At 42.3% G+C, this 1374-nt stretch carries 1 protein-coding gene; it reads right to left on the bottom strand.

What is annotated here, in order from left to right:
* Positions 1-1177, bottom strand: a 1177-nt coding sequence (locus BLR62_RS12295) for an ISLre2 family transposase (RefSeq protein WP_090797422.1), incomplete at its 3' end; no start/stop codon positions are given.
* Between the last annotated feature and the right edge of the window lie 197 nt (positions 1178-1374).

Consider the following 1374-nt stretch of genomic DNA (forward strand, 5'->3'; position numbering starts at 1 on the left):
CTGCACTGTCTTTTAACTTTTCGACAAAGTGCTTAGGTGGGGGACTCTTTCGCTTTTCCTGTATTAATGCTGGTGTTTGTTCTAGGATGCCTTGCAACGTTTTGATCTCAAAATTGTCTTTAAGTGCTACCATAATATCAACGAATTTATCGAGTCCTTTTTGACTCCAACTACGGCCATTTTTAAGGCGTCTAGCGAACACACTCATCGTGCCTTCTGCACTTCCCATCGGACGAAATCCTGCTGTATCGATCCCTATGCTTTCTAACGTTTCACGATAATCACCTAAAGCTTCTGGGTACTGAGATAGCTGGGTGATTAACGTCTCCAGCCATTCTTCTTTCTTTTCATTCTCTAGTGTGCCAACTGCGCTGTTTAACTCCACCATAAAGCCTTCCCAGTCATACCTTGCGAGTTTCTTTCGGATCGACCGATAGCGCTTGTGATCACGAAAAATACGTTGCACATCTCGAGCGACGTGAAAACGATCAATGACAAAGGTCGCATTATGTTGGAAATAATCTCGACACGCTGTAATCCACCTTGCCCCATCACCATTAATAACGAGATGATGGTGCGTCGGATCATATGCATAGGTGTCCATTAAGTACTGTTCAAATGCTTCCCAGAACGGCGCATTCCCTTCATGGATAAAATGGCGTTTCGCCTTTAATTTCGCCCGTTTTCCGTTCATCTCCCAGCCTTGATGAACACTGGCGATCTTAAGCTCTCTGCCTTTTTTCTTTTTCTCTTGGCTTTTCGTGTATAATCCGTCCACTTCAACGAATAACACATCTTTTTCAAGGGGTAATGCTTTCTCTGGCACAACCTCCGTGTTTAAAAGTTGTTGACGAATCCCTTCATGACTAATGACAGAATAACCTAAAAGTTTCTCGATCGCCTTACTGGCTTGTCGATAAGAAACACCCGTGACAGCTAATTCAATCGCTAGGTCTTGGACAACCGGGCTCATCCCTTTTGTCCCGTCAAATGCTAAATATTGATCCAATAAATACACATGTTTGCCTGTCTCTCGGTCCAAATAGTAATTCCGTTTCATTTCCACCAGCCCGAATACAGATTCGAATTTAAGTGTTCGCTTATCTTTAAGATAAAACCTTTTTTTATCTCTCCCCGAAGCAATCGTCTCATCGATTTCTACCAGTGTTTGTGCCATGACTCGGGAGAAACTTTCTTGTAATGCACGGTAAGTTATTTATTCTAATTCTTTCATTGTGAGCGAAGATATGATATCTTTCATATGAGGATCTCTTTCTATAGTTGTTGTTGTGACTTAACTATACAAAAGAAGGTCCTCTTTTTCATTAAAAACGCTCGCCTACCGCGCTTCGCTTGCTCGCCTCGTCTTTTGAT

It is taken from the genome of Pelagirhabdus alkalitolerans (assembly GCF_900096905.1).
Lineage (GTDB): Bacteria > Bacillota > Bacilli > Bacillales > Amphibacillaceae > Pelagirhabdus > Pelagirhabdus alkalitolerans.